Origin of the sequence: Blautia fusiformis (assembly GCF_020686995.1) — a bacterium.
Classification (GTDB): Bacteria; Bacillota; Clostridia; order Lachnospirales; family Lachnospiraceae; genus Blautia_A; species Blautia_A fusiformis.
Genome location: NZ_JAJEPT010000005.1, coordinates 12,085 through 30,385 on the forward strand (window position 1 = coordinate 12,085; position 18,301 = coordinate 30,385).

Here is an 18,301-nt window from a genome sequence, read left to right on the forward strand (position 1 = left end):
TCAGATATGTGAAATGCTAAGCTGGGAATAACAGGATCGCCGTATCAACTGAAAAGAAAAAATAAAAAGATATCTGCCAGAAGATCACTTATGCTCTGACAGATATCTTTTTTGCGTTATTATGGAAATTAAAACTGAATATCACGGAGATCTTCTGGAACATGAGAAGTATGCAGATCTTCGTTCAGTGTATCGATGATCGCCATATCTTCATCCTCGATATTGAAGTCAAAGATGTTTCCATTGCTGCGGATTCGTTCCGGGTTGATGGATTTCGGAATGACAGAAATTCCCTTCTGTATTGCCCAGCGAAGCCCGATCTGTGCAGGAGTCCTGGCATATTTGGTCCCCAGAACACACATTACATCATTATCAAAATATGCACCTCTTGCCAGAGGAGCATAAGCCTGTACCTGAATACCGAAAGCCTTGCAGTATTCGATCAGTTCAGCAGGGTAACACAAAGGATGGCACTCGATCTGGTTTACAGCAGGAATAACCCCGGATATCTTACGAAGCTCTTCCAGATGCCGGATATCAAAATTACTGACACCGATACTTAAAGCACGTCCAGATTCCAGAATGGATTCCAACTCTTTCCAGGTGCTCAAATAGCAGCCGGGAACCGGCCAGTGTATCAGATAGAGATCTACATAACTGACTTTCAGACGGTCGAGACTACGGGAAAAAGCTCCCTGGACATCGCCGAGACGCTGCGCATTGTTCCAGATCTTGCTGGTGATGAAAAGATCCTTTCTGGGAACTCCGCATTTGGCAATGGCACGTCCAACGCTTTCTTCATTTTTATAAACAGAAGCGGTATCGATCATGCGGTAGCCGGCGGAAATAGCAGAAGTGACTGCTGCTTCGGCCTGTACGTCATCGGGCAACTTGTATACGCCAAGCCCCAGAAGAGGCATTTCTCTGTCGTTGTTCAGAAAAACAGTTTCTTTCAAAATAATTCCTCCTTGTATGTTCTGCTTTCCATGCTTTTGCTATTATAGCACAAAAATATGAAAGAATCACATCAATTATATTACAAAAGTGATAAAGCTTAGAGTTGGACAGACGCGCAGACTGGGTAATAAGTTGTGGTTTGAAGAGACTAACTTCGTTAAAAATGAAACAATCGAGTTAATTTACTGTCAAAGTTTTTGGAAAAATAGGAAAAACAGCATATAATTTTGGCTATATTTTATAATTATTTTCTTGATAATAACAGTGAAAAGATGTATAATAAATTTAATTGATAAATTCTTGTCATGAGAGTGTCCGCCCAGCGGATACAGGAAAGGGGTATTTATGCATTTAATCAAAGATGAGAATGGCAATCTTGTTCAGCATGGACATGCAGACAGCCATGAACATACACATGAGCACACCCATGAGGACGGTGTGACTCACAGCCATACACACAGCCATGCGGAAGGAGATAACCATTGTCATACACACGGTGATGGACACTGCGGTTCCTGCGAGAGCGGTGACTGCAAGAATGAGACTGTAGCACTTCTTACCTACATGCTGCAGCATAACGAGCATCATGCCGCAGAACTTGATCAGATGGCTGACAATCTTAAGAAGCTTAACATGGATGCAGCTGCGAAGACGATCAAAGAGGCAGTTGCAGATTTTCAGAAAGGCAATATGAGACTTGGACTTGCCCTTACACTTGTTAAGGAAGAGTTGAAATAAAAACCGACAGAATAGTTTTGACAGCATAGTGGTTAAATGATGCCACTTATTTGGAGGAATGATTATGTGTCTTGCAACAGTATATAAGGAAGAAGATAATTCTGTGATCTTTAAGAATGTAAGCCGGATCGATGTAGACGGAAATAAATTGATCCTTCGAGATATCATGGGAGATGAGCGCGAGGTAGAAGGCAGTATCCTTATGGTGGATCTTGCAAACAGCATCGTGAAACTGCAGTGTGACTGATACAAATACGTGGAGGGACGATCAATGAAATTATCTGAAGCAATGAGAGAAAAAATGCTGCTTTCCTTTGAACTTTTTCCGCCAAAGACAGAAAAAGGTATGGCAAATCTGCCGGGAACCATTGAACATCTCATGAAGTATAGACCGGAGTATATTTCCTGTACATACGGTGCCGGCGGCGGAAATGTCGGTGCCAACAGGGAAGTATGCCAGATGATCAGGAATGCAGGAACTGTTCCTGTAACACACTTCACAGTGATCAAGAACACAAAAGAAGGAATCAGACAGCAGTTGGAACAGTATCTGGCAGATGGCGTTGACCATATGCTGGCACTTCGCGGAGATATTCCACTTGGTGAGACAACAACCTGCGGAGACTTCAATTATGCGACAGACCTTGTTAAATTTGTCCGTGATGAATTTGGCGATAAGTTCGAGATCGCAGTAGCCGGTTCACCGGAAGGCCATATCGCATGCAGAAGCTTGGATGCTGATATTGCTGTTTTGAGACAGAAACAGGACAATGGTGCTGATTATATCATGACCCAGCTCTGCTGGGATATGGAACAGTTTAAATACTGGCTGGACGCTATCCGCGAGGCTGGAGTGACAATGCCTGTAGATGTTGGCGTAATGCCGATCCTGGATCAGGCAGCTACCATTAATATGGCTCTTTCACGTAACGGCTGTGTAATGGACAGTGAGCTTTGCAGGCTGATCTCCAGAAACTGGCTGTTCCCGAATCCGTTTAACGCTAAAGATGCTGATGGTAAACCATTTGACATGTTCTATGAGGACAAGGTTAAACGATTCAAAGAAGAAGGAATCGAATACACCATCAGACAGATCGATGAGTATCGCGCTCTTGGTGTTGACGGTATCCATCTTTATGCATTAAACAAATGGAAAGACGTATCCGAGATCATTGACAGATCCGGACTTCGTACACTTATCTAATCATCAACGAAATAAATAAGAATTCCGGCACGATGCGGAGGTGCCAGAACAGTATCAGGCACCTCCCTTATGCGCCGGCATAACAGATATAGAATCAGGAGGTGCCCGTTTTATGGCACATGTTATTGCAGTCGCCGGAAAAGGCGGCGTTGGAAAAACTACATTATGCGGAATGCTGATCCAGTATCTCTGCGAAAAGAAAAAAGGACCTGTACTGGCGGTAGATGCAGATGCCAATTCAAATCTGAACGAGGTTCTTGGTGTAGAAGTAGATACAACTCTTGGCGATGTACGTGAGGAGATCGCACATGCTGAGATGACAGAGAAAAGCCCGATCCCCAAAGGAATGTCCAAGGCAGATTATGCAGAGGTACGTTTCGAGGATGCTCTTGCTGAGGAAGATGATTACGATCTTCTTGTAATGGGAAGAACCCAGGGAAAAGGATGCTATTGCTTTGTAAACGGTCTGCTTCAGGCACAGCTTGCCAAATACCAGAAGAATTATCCATATATTGTTGTGGACAATGAAGCAGGGATGGAACATATCAGCAGAGGAATCCTTCCGAGCATGGAGACAGCAATCCTTGTGAGTGACTGTTCCAGAAGAGGTGTACAGGCAGTTGGCAGGATCGCAGAACTTATTAAGGAATGCGATATGAAGCCTTCCAGAGTGGGTCTTATTATCAACCGCGCGCCAAAAGCAGAACTGAATCCAGGAATCCTTGAGGAGATCCGGAATCAGGGTCTCGATCTGATCGGTGTGGTACCACAGGATGAGGCAGTTTATGAATATGACTGCGATGGTAAACCAACCGTTACTCTTCCTGAGGATAATCCGATGAGAAAAGCAGCTTTTGAAATTTTCGATAAATTAGGTTTATAATGGAATATAAACCTTTTTTTATAAAAGAGAATAACCCATGGGTGGGGATGGGTTCCTGCCCTGGGCTTATTATAAAAAGAAAAATAAAAATAGATGTGCTATTAAAGGAGGTCTATAATGAGTGAATTCAAATTAACTACAGTGGAGGAATTTGAAGCCGCTACAGCCCGTCTTCTCGAGACAGGTGCAAAGGTAGGAGCAGATGCATGGCAGATCCGTGCAAAGAACCAGACTCCGCACTGTAAATTCGGTGAGCAGGGTATCTGCTGCCGTATCTGTGCAATGGGACCGTGTCGTATTACACCGAAGGCTCCAAGAGGAGTCTGCGGATGTGATGCCCATGGTATCGTAGGAAGAAACTTCCTTAAATTTACAGCCGGTGGTGCAGCTACTCACTCCGATCATGGTCGTGAGATCTGCCATACACTGTACTGTGCAAAAGAGGGCGGAAATTATCAGGTAAAAGATCCTGAGAAACTGCTTCGCATCGCTAAAGAGTGGGGCGTGGAAACAGAAGGCAAGGATATCTATGATCTGGCTCATGAGATGGCTGAGATCGGTCTTATGGAGTATGGTAAACCGTTCGGATATCAGAGATTCCTTGACAGAATGCCTGCAGGACAGAAAGAAAAACTGATCGAGAACGAAATCGCACCACGTGCTATTGACCGTGAGGTTGCAAGCTCCCTGCATATGTCTCATATGGGATGTTCATCTCTTCCGGAGGCACTTGTAAAACAGTCTCTTCGCTGCGGTATGGCTGATGGATGGGGCGGTTCCATGATGGGAACAGAGTTCTCTGATGTATTATTCGGAACTCCGAAGCCGATTGATACAGAGGCTAACCTTGGAGTAATGGTTGAAGAGAATGTAAACATTGTTGTACACGGACATGATCCGAGTCTTTCTGAGATGATCTGTGAGTATGCAGACAGCAAAGAAATGATCGATTATGCAAAATCTGTAGGAGCAAAAGGAATCACCGTTTCCGGTGTGTGCTGTACTTCTAACGAGGTAGCTATGCGTCGTGGTGTTCCGATGGCTGGTAACTTCCTGCAGCAGGAGAACGTAGTGCTGACAGGTGCCTGCGAGGCGATCGTAGTTGATGTTCAGTGTATCTTCCCTGCATTAGGACCTCTGAGCAAATGCTTCCATACTAAATTTGTTACAACTTCTCCGATCGCTCAGATGCCGGATTCTGAATTTATCAGATTCAACGCTGAGACAGCAGGAGAAAATGCAAAAGCAATCGTTAAGATGGCTATCGATAACTTCAAGAACAGAAAACCTGAGCTTGTACATATCCCACAGCTGAAACAGAAAGCTACTGTTGGTTATTCAGTAGAAGCGATCGTTAAAGTTCTTGATGGTGTTACAAACTCTCAGGTTGATGTAACAGGAACAACCAAACCATTACTTGAGTGCATCACTTCCGGTGTTATCCGTGGTGCTGTTGCTATGGTTGGATGTAACAATCCTAAGATCCGTCCTGACTATGCACATATCGAACTGATGAAGAAGTGTATCGCAAATGATATCATTATCATCGCTTCCGGATGTTCCGCACAGGCAGCTGCTAAAGCTGGTCTGATGGACAAATCCGCAAGAGATCTCTGCGGTGCAGGTCTGAAACGTGTCTGTGAGCTGGCTGATATCCCACCAGTACTTCATATGGGATCCTGCGTAGATATCTCCCGTATGATGATCCTGGCTGCTGAACTTGCAAAAGATTCAGGACTTCAGATCAATCAGCTTCCTGTAGTAGGATGTGCTCCTGAGTGGATGTCTGAAAAAGCTGTATCCATCGGTAACTACGTAGTTGGTACTGGTATTGATACATTCCTTGGTGTTGATCCATATGTTTCCGGTTCTTCAGAAATGTGCGAGCTTCTTACAGAGGGAACAAGAAAATGGACAGGTGCTGCTTACACAGTAGAGACAGACATCGAGAAATTAGTTGATCTTATGATCGAGAGAATTGAAGAGAAGAGAACAGCATTAGGAATCTAATCCGTTGCGATCTTTAAAATGTTATAAAAGGTGGAAGACGTAAAATGAAAATAGCAGTAACCGGTAAAGGCGGAGTAGGAAAGACAACTTTCGCAGCAACACTTGCAAGACTATACGCAGATGAGGGAAAAAAAGTCCTTGCGGCGGATGTGGATCCGGATGCGAACCTGGGTCTTGCCCTTGGATTTGACGAGGAAACCTTGGATTCTATTGTTCCAATCTCAAAAATGCGTAAGCTCATAGAAGAACGCACCGGAGCCAACAGCCAGAATCAGTTTTATAAACTGAACCCAAAGGTAGACGATATTCCGGATACTTATGGAAAAACCTGTAATGGCGTAAAGCTGCTTGTCCTTGGAACTGTGGAAACAGGTGGAGGCGGATGCGTCTGTCCTGAACATGTGATGCTTAAAAGAGTGATCAATAACCTTGTGATCCACAGAGATGATGTGGTGATCATGGATATGGAGGCCGGCCTGGAACATCTGGGCCGGGGCACCACGGAGAGCATGGATGAATTTATTGTAGTGATCGAACCAGGGGCAAGAAGTGTACAGACATATAAGAATGTTAAACGTCTTGCAAAGGATCTGGGAGTTTCTCAGGTTAAGGTCGTGGCCAATAAGGTAAGAAATCCGGAGGATGAGGAATTTATTCGGAGTAAGATCCCGGCAGAGGATCTGCTTGGAATGATCCACTACAATACAGAAGTTATAGATGCTGATCGTCAGGGGAAATCTCCCTACGATTTCAGTGAAACTGTAACAGCTGAAATCAGAAAAATCAAAGACAAAATTGATCAGAATTCAATTCTGTAAAAATAGGAGGTATTACAGTGACTTTATTTGATAGAGTATTCGGCGGAAACGATGCTGTATATGGTTTAACAGAGGGTGCTATTGACGGCGCGATCGCTCAGTATGGCGAAGACAAAGCTGTCAGCTTCCCGAATACCGCTTACAGCCTTCCTTGCTACTATGCTGTAACAGGAACAAAAGTTACAACATTAAAAGAATTAAAAGAAGCTCTTGGCGTTGTAAAAACACTTATGACAAGAGAGAAAAGACTGAACGATGCATTCATGTCCGGTGTTGCTACAGCACTCTGCGCAGAGTTCATCGAGGTTCTGAAATATATCGACGGAGCAACTCCTTACGAAGAGCCATGCTATGGACATCTTGGTGATGCTGTTATCCGTGAGCTCGGTGTACCGCTTGTAACAGGCGATATCCCAGGCGTTGCTGTTATCCTTGGTGCTGCTCCTACTACAGAAGAGGGTGTTGCTCTTGTAAAGAGCTATCAGGCACAGGGTATCCTGGTAACACTTGTTGGCGGAATCATTGATCAGGTTGCAGAAGCCGGAATGAAGACAGGTGCCAACGTTCGTGTTATTCCTCTTGGAAAAGATGTTACATCTGTTGTTCATGTAGTTTCTGTTGCGATCCGTGCAGCTCTGATCTTCGGTAACGTAACACCTGGAGATGCAGGAACACTTATGAAATACACAATGGATCGTGTACCGGCATTTGTTAACGCATTCAAACCTCTGGATGATGTGATCGTAGCATGCGGTGCAGGCGCTATCGCACTTGGATTCCCGGTTGTTACAAATGAGACAGAGAATATCTTCCGTGTACCGAAGAGCCTTATCGTTCAGGAGGACGTAAGTAAATTTAACGCTACTTCTCTTGAGGCGCGTGATATTAAGATCAAGATCACAAATATTGATATTCCGGTTGCTTTCGCATCTGCATTCGAGGGTGAGATCATCCGTCGTAAAGATATGCAGGTTGAGTTCGATGGCTCCCGTGTAGACTGTGCAGAGCTTGTACATACCTGCGATGCTTCTGAGATCGAGGATCACAAGATCACAGTAATCGGACCTGAAGTAGATGAGATGGAATTCGGCAGCAAGAACAGCATTGCATATGTTGTTAAAGTTGCAGGTAAGAATATGCAGCCTGACTTTGAGCCGGTTATCGAGCGTAAATTCCACAACTACATCAACTGTATCGAGGGTGTATACCATACAGGACAGCGTGATATGCAGCGTATTCGTATCAGCATTGACGCATTTAATGCAGGATTCAGAATCAAACATATCGGTGAAGTTCTTTATGCATCTGTTAAAAATGAGTTCGATGCAGTTGTTGATAAATGTGAGGTTGTTATCTATACAGATCCTGCTGAGTGTACAAGAATCCGTCATGAGGTTGCAATTCCGATCTTTGACAAACGTGATGAGCGTCTTGATACTCTGACAGATGAGTCTGTTGACGTATATTACAGCTGTATCCTTTGCCAGGCATTCGCACCAAGCCACGTATGTGTAGTAACACCTGAGAGACTTGGTCTTTGCGGTGCGGTTTCATGGCTGGATGCAAAAGCTACACATCAGCTTGACCCGGCTGGTCCTTGCCAGATCATTACAAAAGAGCGTCCGATCGATGAGAATCTTGGTTCTTATGAGGACGTTGATGAGGCAGTTCAGAAATTCTCCCAGGGTGCTCTGGAGCATGTTACACTGTACTCCATCATGCAGGATCCGATGACTTCCTGCGGATGCTTCGAGTGTATCTGTGGTATCGAGCCATTCTCCAACGGTGTTGTTATTGCTAACCGTGAGTATGCAGGTATGACACCACTTGGAATGACATTCCCTGAGATGGCATCCATGACAGGTGGTGGAGTTCAGACACCTGGATTCATGGGACATGGTAAACATTTCATTTCCTCCAAGAAGTTCATGAAGGCTGAGGGCGGTATCGAGCGTATCGTATGGATGCCGAAAGAGCTGAAAGAATTCGTAGCTGACAGACTTAATAAGACTGCAAAAGAGCTTTACGGAATCGATAACTTTACAGACATGATCGGTGATGAGACGATCGCAGAAGATCCAGAGACACTGGTTGCATTCCTTACAGAAAAAGGACATCCGGCTCTCGGACTTGATCCAATGATGTAATTTATCCAGGAGAAAGGATGTGCGGACATCCTTTCTCCTGTAAACTGTTAAAAAGTTTGTTGATTTTTTAACAGAAATGTAGTGCTGCATCTTGCCAATAACTGGTGCTATGTAGTATAATATAAGAAGCTCTGTAGTTTTTAATTATTATTTTTAAGGAGGCTAACGAAAAATGCCGTTTAATCAGAAACCACAAAAGTTCAATGCAAAGATTAATGCTGTCACAATCGGAAGCGGAGATAAGACTGTGACAATTGGTGGGGATTGTACATTCCCATTTTATTCCTTTGACGCAGAGTCAGAGAACTGCCCGAAGATCGGTGTAGAGATCTCTGATATGGGTCTTGAGGGCGTATCTGAAGGTATCAAAGCTTACTATGAAGGCGCTACTACAATGGCTGACATTGCTAAGAAGGCTGCAGCTATGGAGGGTGCTGACTTTGTTGCACTTATTCTTGAGGGCGGCGACCCGAACGGTGTTAACAAATCTATCGATGAGCTGATCGCAGTTGTTAAAGAAGTTGCAGATGCAGTTGACTGTCCACTGGTTGTAGAGGGCTGCAAGAATGTTGAGAAGGATGCAGAGCTCCTTCCGAAGGTTGCAGAGGCTCTTCAGGGCAGAAATGCACTGATCCTTTCCGAGAAAGAGGAGAACTACAAAGCGATCGGTGCAGCAGCAGGTCTTGCTTACAATCAGATCGTAGGCGCTGAGTCTGCCGTTGATATCAACCTTGCTAAACAGCTTAACGTTGTTACTACACAGCTTGGTGTAGATGCAAAGAAGATCGTTATGAATATCGGTAGTGCAGCAGTTGGTTATGGATATGAGTACGTAGTATCCACTATGGACCGTATCAAAGGTGCCGCTTTAGGCCAGAATGATAACATGCTGCAGATGCCTATTATTACACCTGTATCCGCTGAGACATGGAATGTTAAAGAGGCAATGGCTTCTGAAGCAGACATGCCGGCATGGGGACCACAGGACGAGCGTGGAATCGACATGGAAGTTGAGACAGCAGCAGCTGATCTTGCAGCTGGTTCTGATGCAGTTATCTTAAGACATCCGGAATCTGTTAAGACAATTTCCAAGCTGATCAAAGCACTTGCGTAATAAATAGGAGGATAAAGAGCTATGGCACTGAATGGTATTCAGATCTTTAAATTAACACCAAAGAAAAACTGTAAGGAATGTGGATGCCCTACATGTATGGCTTTCTCTATGAAAGTTGCACAGGGCGCTATGAAAATTGAGCAGTGTCCTCATATGTCCGAGGATGCATTAGCATCTCTTTCTGAGGCAACTGCACCGCCAATGAAAACTATCAAGATCGGAACAGGCGATGGAGAGTTTACACTTGGTGGAGAGACTGTTCTTTTCAGACATGAGAAGACATTTGTAAGCAAAACAAGATATGCCGTATCACTTTGCACATGCATGAGTGATGAAGAAGTAGAAGCAAAACTTGCAGAGATCCCACACGTTGACTATGATCGTATCGGTGAGAGAATGCATGTAGAGCTTGTGTATGTAAACTGCGATGAGAATGCAGATGCTGCAAAATTTACAGCACTTGTAGAGAAGGCTAAAGGTCTTGGAAGAACACTGATCCTTGGCTGTACAGATCCTGAGATCGCAAAAGCTGCCCTTGAAGTATGTAAGGACGGCAAACCGGTTCTTAACGGAGCAAACGCTTCCAACTACGAGGCAATGAGCAAGGTTGCTACAGATGCAGGAGTAGTTCTCGGTGTATCCGGTAAGGACATCAATGAGTTATATGATACTACAGCAGCTATTGAGAAACTTGGCAACAAGAATCTCGTACTTGATACAACAGGAGCTGACATCAAAGAGACCTTTGCAAATACTGTACAGGTTCGTCGTGCAGCTCTTAAGAATCAGGACAGAACATTTGGTTATCCTTCTATCGTTAACCTTGTTAAACTAGCGAAGGGTGACAAACATTTACAGGCAGCACTTGCTTCCATGTTTACTATGAAATATGGTTCTATCATCGTTATGGAGCAGATGACATATGCAGAGGCACTTCCGCTGTTCGGTCTTCGTCAGAACGTATTTACAGACCCGCAGAAGCCAATGAAGGTAGAACCGGGCATTTATCCTCTGAACGGAGCAGACGAGAATTCTCTCGTTGTAACAACAGTAGACTTTGCTCTTACATATTTCGTAGTATCTGGCGAGCTGGAGCGTTCCGGTGTTCCGCTTAACCTGGTGATCAATGATGCAGGCGGACTTTCCGTACTTACATCCTGGGCAGCAGGTAAATTCTCCGGAAACAGCATCTCCGAGTATATCAAAGAGAATGTTGAGCCGAAGGTTAAATGCAGAAGACTGGTTATTCCTGGTAAAGTAGCAGTTCTTAAGGGCGATCTTGAGGCTAAGCTTCCTGGATGGGAGATCATCGTAGGACCAAGAGAAGCAGTACAGCTTGTGAAATTCTTAAAAGACCTTGATGCATAAACTTAAGGTTTAAGAAATCAGCTGTCCGGCAATATCGCCGGCAGTTATAAACGGCTGTGCAGGTTTGCTGCACAGCCATATCCTACTAATATGTAAAGGAGAACACGAGTATGGCAAAATTTGTAACAATTGGGGAGAGACTTTCAACAACAGCACCGGCAGTAAATAAAGCATTTACTGAGAGAGATCCTGAGCCGATCATCAAAAGAGCAAAACAGCAGCTTGATGCAGGCGCTACATATCTTGACGTAAACATCGGACCTGCTGAGAACGATGGCGAGGACCTTATGAAATGGGCAGTACAGCTCCTTCAGTCTGAGTTTGACAATGTTCCGCTTGCTCTGGATACTACAAACCAGAAAGCTATTGAGGCTGGTATTTCCGTATACAACAGAAGCAAAGGTAAACCGATCGTAAACTCTGCAGATGCTGGAGACAGAATTTCCAATATCGACCTTGCAGCAGCTAACGATGCGATCTGTATCGCACTTTGCTCTTCCGGTATGGTTGCATCAGACAATGACGAGCGTATGATGCATTGCCAGAACATGCTTGAGAGAGGTCTTGGCCTTGGTATGGAAGCAGAGGATCTCTGGTTTGATCCGCTTTTCCTTGTTGTAAAAGGAATGCAGGACAAACAGATGGAAGTTCTTGAGGCAATCAAGATGTTCTCCGAGATGGGTCTGAACTCCACTGGCGGTCTTTCCAACAACAGTAACGGTATGCCAAAACATATCCGTCCGATCATGGACTCTGCTCTTGTAGCTATGGCTATGATGAATGGTCTTACATCTGCAATCGTTAACCCTAACGACCTTCGTCTTATGGAGACAATCAAATCCTGTGACGTATTCAAGGGTAACACACTTTACGCAGATTCTTACCTTGAGATCTAATTTGGCGTGTGAACAAAACAGGAGCGCTGTTTCAGAGGCTGGGGGCTTCGGCCTTCAGCCTCTTTTTTACTAATATAGTTTAGTCTAACTCCCAACGCCACAGGTGGAAGACGAATAACTTTTACGAGGCGAGAAAGGTGGTTGCCGAATGTTTAAGGTGACTTTTGCTTTTGAAAATGGCAGTACGGTAGAAGCATTTGCCAATGCGGGGGATAATTTACTGGAGGTTGCTCGTGGCGCCAATGTGGCTATCGATGCACCATGTTCCGGAAACGGAGCCTGTGGAAAATGTCGGGTACAGTTAAAAAGCGGAGAACTGGACTCAAAGAAAACTCTTCATATTTCGGATGAAGAATATGGCGCAGGCTGGCGTCTGGCCTGTATGAGCAAGATCAGTGCAGATGTGGAGGTTCTTGTTCCGGATATTGCATCCGCATATAAGAGCCGAATGAAAGTGGCTGATTTAAGCTCAAAAGAAGAAATTGCTATTTTTGAAAATGCCAAGCATGAAGTTGAGATGGCTGGCATAGAACTTACAAACAGTCTTGATGTTATAGAAGTACACATGGAGGAACCATCTCTGGATGATACCATGCCGGATAATGAGAGACTGACACGGGCACTGCGGAAATATATGAATCTTAAACATATCAGAATTCCCTATTCCGTGCTGAAAAAACTTCCGGATGTACTTCGAAACAGTAAATTTTCAGTGAAATGTGTGGTTCGTACAACACCGAACGACATGTTTGTATACGATATTTTTGACAGTAAAGAAGATGTTGTGATCGGTGGTCTTGCCGTAGATATCGGTACCACAACAGTTTCTGCAGTTCTGATCAATATGGAAAGCGGAGAGATCCTGGCCAAAAGCTCTTCCGGAAACGGACAGATCCGTTTTGGTGCGGATGTTATCAACCGTATTATTGAATCTCAGAAACCTGGAGGAAAAAAGAAGCTTCAGGATGCAGTGATCAAAGAGACCATCAATCCGATGATCCACGAGATGTGCAGAAGCATTCACTTCCCGGAGGAACAGATCTACCGGATGTGTGTTGCTTCCAATACAACCATGAATCATCTGTTTGCAGGGATCAATGCGGATCCGCTTCGCATGGAGCCGTATATTCCTACATTTTTCAAAACAAATTCCTTATTTGCATCCGATGTGGGAATTGAGATCAATCCGGATGCACATATTATCATGGCTCCGAATATCGGAAGCTATGTAGGTGGAGATATCACTGCCGGTACACTGGTAAGTATGATCTGGAACAGACCGGAATTTTCTCTGTTTATCGACCTTGGTACTAACGGAGAGCTTGTGTTCGGTAATTCCGATTTTATGATGAGCTGTGCATGTTCCGCAGGTCCTGCCTTTGAGGGTGGAGATATCAGCTGCGGTATGCGTGCTACAGACGGTGCTATTGAGGCATGTACCATTGATAAAGAAACTATGGAACCGACATATAAGGTTGTAGGCGAACCTGGAACCAAACCGGTAGGACTTTGCGGTTCCGGTATCATTGATGTGATCAGTGAACTTTTTATGACAGGAATCATCAATCCGAAGGGCAAATTTGTTCGTGAAGGCAAAAGAATCCGTCACGATCATTATGGCATGGGAAGCTATGTGATCGCGTTTGAAGAGGAAGCCGGTTCTGCCAAGGATGTTGAGATCACAGAAGTAGATATTGATAATTTTATCCGTGCCAAAGGCGCTATTTTCTCTGCAATCCGTACTATGCTGAATTCTCTTGATTTCGATGTTTCCATGATCGATGACGTATATGTTGCCGGTGGAATCGGAAGCGGGATCAATATGTCTAATGCAGTGCATATCGGAATGTTCCCGGATATTCCTCTTGAGAAATTCCACTATATTGGTAACTCTTCTCTTACAGGTGCTTATCTGATGCTTCATTCCACACCGGCAGAGAAAAAGACATACGAACTTGCATCCAATATGACTTATCTGGAGCTTTCTACAGTTCCGACTTATATGGATGAGTTTGTAGGTGCATGCTTTATTCCACATACGGACACAAATCTGTTTCCGTCTGTTATGGAAGAACAGCAGAAGAGATAAAGCAGACTAAAACAGCAGAGGTAAAACATGGCTTTTAGTATAAATGACTTGAATTATGAAAAAGACAGCAAGGAAAGAATGCCCTGGGAGCATTATATAGAGGAGTTCAGTAAGGCAGACCCGGCAGAAATTGCCGGACGTCTTTCACTTCCTTATGACGAAGAGAAGAAAGTACTGACTCTGAAATTCCTGGAAAGCGTTTATTATATTTCCTGGCCGGATTTTCAGGTAACTCATGAAGAAGACGATGCGGGATTTTATCCTCTTGAGGAAATGCATTATGCAAAGATCCTTGCTATCCGTTTTCTGCTGAACGGGAATGTATCTCAGGGAAGCGGAAGGTTTAAAACATACAGGGAAATGCCCTGGGGAGAGGTTTATCTCCGTCAGTTTGATGGCAGGTGCATCAAACGCCTGGCTTTCACATACGGAAACAGACTTAAGGATTTCAAGGAAATCATGGAACACATCCATGCGGTTCCCGTGGATCATGGAGATATTGCATACCAGGTGGAGATCTTTCCAGGATATGTAGTTCAGATGATCCTCTGGGAGGGGGATGATGAATTTCCGCCGTCCTCACAGATCTTGTTTTCTGATAATTTTCCGGTTTCCTTTGCGGCTGAGGATATGGCCGTTATGGGAGACGTTATCATTGGGTCTTTAAAGGCATTTCTGAAATGTCTTTAAAAATGAAAAATAGTTAAGAACAGGATGGGACCTGTTTTTATAGAGATGCAGTTTTAAGGGATTAAAAACTGTAAAAATACCTAAAGGGAGGTAACATTATGGGATTTAAAAGTGACATCGAAATTGCACAGGAGTGCGAAATGCTTCCAATCACACAGATTGCAGAGAAGGCAGGTATTGACGACAAATATCTGGAGCAGTACGGTAAGTACAAAGCAAAAATTGATTACAATCTGTTAAAAGAGAGTGACAAGAAAGATGGTAAGCTGATCCTCGTAACAGCTATCAACCCGACACCTGCAGGAGAGGGAAAAACAACAACAACCGTTGGTCTTGCAGATGCAATGCAGAAAATGGGCAAAAAAGTAATGGTAGCTCTTCGTGAGCCATCCCTCGGACCGGTATTCGGTGTAAAAGGTGGTGCAGCAGGCGGCGGTTATGCACAGGTAGTTCCGATGGAGGATATCAACCTTCACTTTACCGGTGACTTCCATGCGATCGGTGCGGCAAACAACCTTCTTGCAGCAATGATCGACAACCATATCTTCCAGGGTAATGACCTGAACATTGACCCGAGAAAGATCACATGGAGACGTTGCGTGGACATGAACGACCGTCAGCTTCGTAATGTAGTAGATGGTCTTGGCGGAAGAACAAACGGTATGCCTCGTGAAGACGGATACGACATCACAGTTGCATCTGAGATCATGGCAGTTCTTTGCCTCGCAAGTGACATCAAAGACCTGAAAGAGAGACTTTCCAGAATCATCATCGGATATACCTATGGTAAAGTTTCCGAGCAGAAACCGGTAACAGCTGGTGATCTTCATGCAGAGGGTGCTATGACAGCACTTCTGAAAGATGCCCTGAAACCAAACCTTGTACAGACACTGGAGCATGTTCCTGCAATCGTACACGGCGGACCATTCGCAAACATCGCTCATGGATGTAACTCCGTAACAGCTACAAAGATGGCTATGAAACTTGCAGATTATGCTATCACAGAGGCTGGATTCGGTGCTGACCTTGGTGCAGAGAAATTCCTTGACATCAAGTGTCGTATGGCAGGCCTTCATCCAAGCGCAGTTGTTATCGTAGCTACTGTTCGTGCACTGAAATACAACGGTGGTGTTCCGAAGGCAGATCTGAACAACGAGAACCTTGAGGCTCTTGAGAAAGGTCTTCCAAACCTTCTGAAACATGTAAGCAATATCAAAAATGTATACAAACTTCCATGTGTAGTTGCTATCAATGCATTCCCGACCGATACCAAGGCAGAGCTTGACCTGGTTGAGGCAAAATGTAAAGAGCTTGGCGTTAACGTTGCACTTTCCGAGGTATGGGCAAAAGGCGGCGAAGGCGGCATGAAGCTTGCTGAGGAAGTAATCCGTCTTGTTGAGGAGCCGAATGACTTCACATATGCTTATGAGCTTGAGGGATCCATCGAGGATAAACTGAATAACATCGTACAGAAAGTTTACGGTGGTAAGAAAGTTGTTCTTACAGCAAATGCTCAGAAACAGGCAAAACAGCTGGAAACACTTGGATTTGGCAACTGCCCGATCTGTGTTGCTAAGACACAGTACAGTCTGACTGATGACCAGACAAAGCTTGGTGCGCCGAAAGATTTTGAGGTAACAGTACGTAATCTTAAGATCTCTGCTGGTGCAGGATTTATCGTAGCTCTTACAGGTGAGATCATGACTATGCCAGGTCTCCCGAAAGTACCGGCTGCAACTAAGATTGATGTAGATGAGACCGGAAAGATCACAGGTCTCTTCTAATCACAATATAGGATATGAAACAACCGGAGGGGGCTTTTTATAAGGCCCCCAATGGGCTCTCAGGAGTGCTAAAATAAGAATATAAGGAGGAGAGTCCTATGGGATTTTCTACAAGTACATGTACTGAATTTGTCGAGGTATTAAGCTCCAAGGCACCGGTTCCAGGCGGCGGCGGTGCATCTGCCCTTGTAGCTGCTGTTGGTACAGCTCTTGGAAATATGGTTGGAAGCCTTACTGTCGGTAAGAAAAAATATGCAGATGTAGAAGATGAAATGTGGGAGCTGAAAAAGAAATGTGATCAGCTTCAGAAAGATTTCCTTCATCTGATTGAGAGAGATGCGGAAGTTTTTGAGCCTCTTTCCAAGGCTTACGGAATGCCGAGAGAGACCGAAGAAGAGAAGGCTGAGAAGGCTCGAGTAATGGAAGCTGCCCTCAAGGAAGCATGCTCTGTTCCTATGGAGATCATGGAGAAATGCTGCGAGGCTATTGAACTTATCGTTGAGTTCGGAGCAAAAGGTTCTAAGCTTGCAATTAGTGATGCTGGTGTAGGTGCTGCATTCTGCAAAGCAGCTCTTAAGGGAGCAAGCCTGAATGTGTACATTAACACAAAATCTATGGCTGACCGTGCGTATGCAGAGGAATTAAACAAAAAAGCAGACGCTATGCTTGAGAAATATACAAAGATCGCAGACGAGACATTTGACAGTGTTCTCGGAAGACTGAAATAGGAGGAACCAGACAAATGGCAAAGCAGTTATTAGGTAAAGAAGTAACAGCGGCTCTCAATGAAAAGATCAAAGCGAACGTTGCAGAGCTTCAGGCAAAAGGTGTAGATCCTACACTTTGCATTATCCGTGTTGGTGAGAATCCAAGCGATATTTCCTATGAGAGAGGTGCTACAAAGCGCTGTGAGACTCTTGGTGTTGCATGTGAGAAAATTCTTCTTCCGGAGGATGTTTCCCAGGATGAGCTTCTTGCAACCATCGATAAAGTAAACAAAGATGACAAGATCCATGGAGTTCTTCTGTTCCGTCCGCTGCCAAAACATCTGGATCAGGCAGTGATCGAGAATGCACTTGCAGCAGAGAAGGATGTTGACTGTATGACAGATCTTTCCATGTCTGGTGTATTTACAGGCAAGAAGATCGGATTCCCGCCATGTACACCGCAGGCATGCATGGAGATCCTTGATCACTATGGAATCGACTGCACAGGCAAAAAAGCGGTTGTTATCGGAAGAAGTCTTGTAGTTGGTAAACCGGCTGCCATGATGCTTGTTAAGAAAAATGCGACAGTAACGATCTGCCATACAAGAACCGTTGATATGCCGTCTGTTGCAAAAGAGGCGGATATCGTCATCGTTGCAGCTGGTCGTGCTGGTGTTGTCGGCGCTGATTATGTCAGAGAGGGACAGACCATTATCGATGTTGGTATCAATGTCAATGCAGAGGGTAAGCTTTGTGGTGATGTTGATTATGCGGCAGTTGAGCCAATCGTTGATGCGATCACACCGGTTCCTGGCGGAGTAGGAAGTGTTACAACTTCTGTTCTTGTAGGACACGTAGTTGAAGCAGCAATGAGAAAAGCGCAGTAATAAAGGATT

Annotated in this window: 16 protein-coding genes; 15 read left to right on the plus strand and 1 reads right to left on the minus strand. The window is 44.5% G+C overall.

Going from position 1 to position 18,301, the window contains the following annotated elements:
• Window positions 1-128: 128 nt before the first annotated feature.
• Window positions 129-956: an aldo/keto reductase gene (locus LKD46_RS05760; protein WP_022426672.1), complete on the minus strand. Its 828-nt coding sequence runs from the start codon at window positions 954-956 to the stop codon at window positions 129-131.
• Between the two features lie 346 nt (window positions 957-1,302).
• Between LKD46_RS05760 and LKD46_RS05765 the strand changes: the two genes are divergently transcribed.
• The 15 genes from LKD46_RS05765 (at window position 1,303) to LKD46_RS05835 (ending at window position 18,292) form a co-directional block, all read left to right on the plus strand.
• Window positions 1,303-1,695: a DUF8180 domain-containing protein gene (locus tag LKD46_RS05765; RefSeq protein ID WP_015525305.1), complete on the plus strand. Its 393-nt coding sequence runs from the start codon at window positions 1,303-1,305 to the stop codon at window positions 1,693-1,695.
• A 64-nt stretch (window positions 1,696-1,759) separates the two neighbouring features.
• Window positions 1,760-1,942 carry a CooT family nickel-binding protein gene (locus LKD46_RS05770; RefSeq protein ID WP_118369144.1) on the plus strand — a complete coding sequence of 61 codons (183 nt, stop codon included), beginning with the start codon at window positions 1,760-1,762 and terminating at the stop codon, window positions 1,940-1,942.
• Window positions 1,943-1,966: 24 nt separating this feature from the next.
• Entirely contained in the window at window positions 1,967-2,899 is a 933-nt protein-coding gene (locus tag LKD46_RS05775; protein WP_059085931.1) for a methylenetetrahydrofolate reductase, read from the plus strand.
• Between the two features lie 112 nt (window positions 2,900-3,011).
• Entirely contained in the window at window positions 3,012-3,782 is a 771-nt protein-coding gene (locus tag LKD46_RS05780) for an ATP-binding protein (protein ID WP_044960447.1), read from the plus strand.
• Between the two features lie 117 nt (window positions 3,783-3,899).
• Window positions 3,900-5,792, plus strand: coding sequence for an anaerobic carbon-monoxide dehydrogenase catalytic subunit (gene cooS / locus LKD46_RS05785; RefSeq protein ID WP_118369151.1), 1,893 nt, complete (start codon window positions 3,900-3,902; stop codon window positions 5,790-5,792).
• A gap of 44 nt (window positions 5,793-5,836) precedes the next feature.
• Window positions 5,837-6,610: an ATP-binding protein gene (locus tag LKD46_RS05790; protein ID WP_015525298.1), complete on the plus strand. Its 774-nt coding sequence runs from the start codon at window positions 5,837-5,839 to the stop codon at window positions 6,608-6,610.
• Window positions 6,611-6,627: 17 nt separating this feature from the next.
• Entirely contained in the window at window positions 6,628-8,757 is a 2,130-nt protein-coding gene (gene acsB, locus LKD46_RS05795; RefSeq protein WP_021650184.1) for an acetyl-CoA decarbonylase/synthase complex subunit alpha/beta, read from the plus strand.
• 172 nt (window positions 8,758-8,929) lie between these two features.
• Window positions 8,930-9,871 carry an acetyl-CoA decarbonylase/synthase complex subunit delta gene (gene acsD / locus LKD46_RS05800; protein ID WP_015525297.1) on the plus strand — a complete coding sequence of 314 codons (942 nt, stop codon included), beginning with the start codon at window positions 8,930-8,932 and terminating at the stop codon, window positions 9,869-9,871.
• A gap of 21 nt (window positions 9,872-9,892) precedes the next feature.
• Window positions 9,893-11,239 carry an acetyl-CoA decarbonylase/synthase complex subunit gamma gene (gene acsC / locus LKD46_RS05805; protein WP_015525296.1) on the plus strand — a complete coding sequence of 449 codons (1,347 nt, stop codon included), beginning with the start codon at window positions 9,893-9,895 and terminating at the stop codon, window positions 11,237-11,239.
• Window positions 11,240-11,349: 110 nt separating this feature from the next.
• Window positions 11,350-12,135, plus strand: a complete 786-nt coding sequence (acsE, locus tag LKD46_RS05810; RefSeq protein WP_015525295.1) for a carbon monoxide dehydrogenase/acetyl-CoA synthase methytransferase subunit — start codon at window positions 11,350-11,352, stop codon at window positions 12,133-12,135.
• A 148-nt stretch (window positions 12,136-12,283) separates the two neighbouring features.
• Window positions 12,284-14,224, plus strand: coding sequence for a corrinoid activation/regeneration protein AcsV (gene acsV / locus LKD46_RS05815; RefSeq protein ID WP_118624900.1), 1,941 nt, complete (start codon window positions 12,284-12,286; stop codon window positions 14,222-14,224).
• Between the two features lie 27 nt (window positions 14,225-14,251).
• The gene (locus LKD46_RS05820) at window positions 14,252-14,914 is read left to right on the plus strand and encodes a DUF3786 domain-containing protein (protein WP_118514467.1); all 663 of its coding nucleotides are present in this window, start codon (window positions 14,252-14,254) and stop codon (window positions 14,912-14,914) included.
• A 98-nt stretch (window positions 14,915-15,012) separates the two neighbouring features.
• Complete coding sequence (locus LKD46_RS05825; protein WP_118514465.1) at window positions 15,013-16,698, plus strand: formate--tetrahydrofolate ligase; 1,686 nt, start codon at window positions 15,013-15,015, stop codon at window positions 16,696-16,698.
• A 98-nt stretch (window positions 16,699-16,796) separates the two neighbouring features.
• Window positions 16,797-17,426: a cyclodeaminase/cyclohydrolase family protein gene (locus tag LKD46_RS05830; protein ID WP_021651423.1), complete on the plus strand. Its 630-nt coding sequence runs from the start codon at window positions 16,797-16,799 to the stop codon at window positions 17,424-17,426.
• 14 nt (window positions 17,427-17,440) lie between these two features.
• Entirely contained in the window at window positions 17,441-18,292 is an 852-nt protein-coding gene (locus LKD46_RS05835) for a bifunctional 5,10-methylenetetrahydrofolate dehydrogenase/5,10-methenyltetrahydrofolate cyclohydrolase (RefSeq protein WP_015525289.1), read from the plus strand.
• Window positions 18,293-18,301 lie beyond the last annotated feature (9 nt).

What these genes read in the sequence shown, in the direction of transcription:
- LKD46_RS05765 (WP_015525305.1), top strand. Translation starts at nt 1,303, where the DNA reads ATGCATTTAATCAAAGATGAGAATGGCAATCTTGTTCAGCATGGACAT.
- LKD46_RS05770 (WP_118369144.1), top strand. Translation starts at nt 1,760, where the DNA reads ATGTGTCTTGCAACAGTATATAAGGAAGAAGATAATTCTGTGATCTTT.
- LKD46_RS05775 (WP_059085931.1), top strand. Translation starts at nt 1,967, where the DNA reads ATGAAATTATCTGAAGCAATGAGAGAAAAAATGCTGCTTTCCTTTGAA.
- LKD46_RS05780 (WP_044960447.1), top strand. Translation starts at nt 3,012, where the DNA reads ATGGCACATGTTATTGCAGTCGCCGGAAAAGGCGGCGTTGGAAAAACT.
- cooS (WP_118369151.1), top strand. Translation starts at nt 3,900, where the DNA reads ATGAGTGAATTCAAATTAACTACAGTGGAGGAATTTGAAGCCGCTACA.
- LKD46_RS05790 (WP_015525298.1), top strand. Translation starts at nt 5,837, where the DNA reads ATGAAAATAGCAGTAACCGGTAAAGGCGGAGTAGGAAAGACAACTTTC.
- acsD (WP_015525297.1), top strand. Translation starts at nt 8,930, where the DNA reads ATGCCGTTTAATCAGAAACCACAAAAGTTCAATGCAAAGATTAATGCT.
- acsC (WP_015525296.1), top strand. Translation starts at nt 9,893, where the DNA reads ATGGCACTGAATGGTATTCAGATCTTTAAATTAACACCAAAGAAAAAC.
- acsE (WP_015525295.1), top strand. Translation starts at nt 11,350, where the DNA reads ATGGCAAAATTTGTAACAATTGGGGAGAGACTTTCAACAACAGCACCG.
- acsV (WP_118624900.1), top strand. Translation starts at nt 12,284, where the DNA reads ATGTTTAAGGTGACTTTTGCTTTTGAAAATGGCAGTACGGTAGAAGCA.
- LKD46_RS05820 (WP_118514467.1), top strand. Translation starts at nt 14,252, where the DNA reads ATGGCTTTTAGTATAAATGACTTGAATTATGAAAAAGACAGCAAGGAA.
- LKD46_RS05825 (WP_118514465.1), top strand. Translation starts at nt 15,013, where the DNA reads ATGGGATTTAAAAGTGACATCGAAATTGCACAGGAGTGCGAAATGCTT.
- LKD46_RS05830 (WP_021651423.1), top strand. Translation starts at nt 16,797, where the DNA reads ATGGGATTTTCTACAAGTACATGTACTGAATTTGTCGAGGTATTAAGC.
- LKD46_RS05835 (WP_015525289.1), top strand. Translation starts at nt 17,441, where the DNA reads ATGGCAAAGCAGTTATTAGGTAAAGAAGTAACAGCGGCTCTCAATGAA.